2 protein-coding genes are annotated in these 1,189 nt (G+C 48.9%); one reads left to right on the top strand and one right to left on the bottom strand.

The window, feature by feature from the left end; translation table 11 throughout:
- On the top strand, nt 1-494 hold a 494-nt coding region (locus tag C7K08_RS14320), incomplete at its 5' end, for a VIT1/CCC1 transporter family protein (protein WP_193464847.1).
- Between the two features lie 199 nt (nt 495-693).
- Here the strand turns inward: C7K08_RS14320 and C7K08_RS14315 are convergent.
- A partial coding sequence (locus C7K08_RS14315) for a glycosyltransferase (RefSeq protein WP_117434668.1) occupies nt 694-1,189 on the bottom strand: 496 nt, incomplete at its 5' end.

Below are 1,189 nucleotides of genomic sequence, written 5' to 3'. Positions count from 1 at the left end.
ATGTGTCGGTGCAAAGCCAGGCGGATACAGAAAAAGCAGATCTAGCTAAGGAAGCGGCGGAATTGATATCTGATCCAGAGGGTGAATTAGAGGAACTCAGCTCGATTTACAGATCCCGGGGTTTAGAGGCCAGCCTCGCCAGGGCTGTAGCTGAACAACTAAGCCTTCAAGGGGCACTAGAAGCCCATGCCCGCGATGAATTAGGTATTAGCGAAACCCTTAGGGCAAGGCCTTTGCAGGCAGCTTTTGCATCAGCTGTGGCCTTTGGCTTGGGTGCACTGGTGCCCTTGCTGGCGATATTGCTAGCTCCAGCAAGCAAGGTGGTGCCCTTCACGGTGTTGCTTTCGCTTGGCAGCCTTTTGATATTTGGTGGCATGGCCGCAGCGGCAGGTGGGGCATCTGTGCGTAGAGGCGCCCTGCGGATGGTGATCTGGGGCGCCGTTGCCATGGGGCTCACCTCAGCGGCCGGCCATTTATTTGGTGTGAAATTGTAAAAAAACCATCAGGGTAAAACCGCAAGTTTCTTGCTAAATTGGCGGCATGAACTCCATTTTGGCTGCATAAATGGCGGTTGTAACGCGTTTTTTGCAGCCTCCAGCCCAGGGCTTCTGCTTGTTTGGTCCCCGTGGCACAGGTAAATCCACTTGATAAACATCTATTCGAGCTAAGAGGGTTAAAGTTATTAAGTAAAAATCAGCTCGCAACTTTCGTGGTTAGTTGATGCACAAGTTTCAATTGCTTTGGCAAACAAATGTTGTTGAGATCATAGGTAGCTTGCACATGCTCACGAGCAGCCTGAGCTAGGTGCTTATAAGCAGTGGGCTCAGTTAAAACAGCTGCGATCTGATTCGCCAATGCTTGAGAATCAAAAAAATCAACAAGCAAACCATTCTTGCCATTAATGATCACTTCCTGCACAGGCGGCGTTGCAGAAGCTACTACTAAAGCCCCACAACTCATCGCCTCTAGCATACTCCAGCTAAGCACAAATGGATAAGTAAGATATACATGACAGGCGCACACTTGAAACACTTTATGCAACACATTATGCGGGATGCGGCCGACAAAATGGATGCGGCTAAGATCAAGTTCAGAGGAAAGTTCAGCTAAAAGTGCTTCCCGCCAGGTACCACCATTTTTAGGAGCTGAACCATAACTAACAGAATCCTGAACCATAACTAACAGAATC

The organism is Synechococcus lacustris str. Tous (assembly GCF_003011125.1).
Taxonomy (GTDB): domain Bacteria; phylum Cyanobacteriota; class Cyanobacteriia; order PCC-6307; family Cyanobiaceae; genus Synechococcus_D; species Synechococcus_D lacustris.
This window is presented reverse-complemented; position numbering and strand designations above follow the sequence as displayed.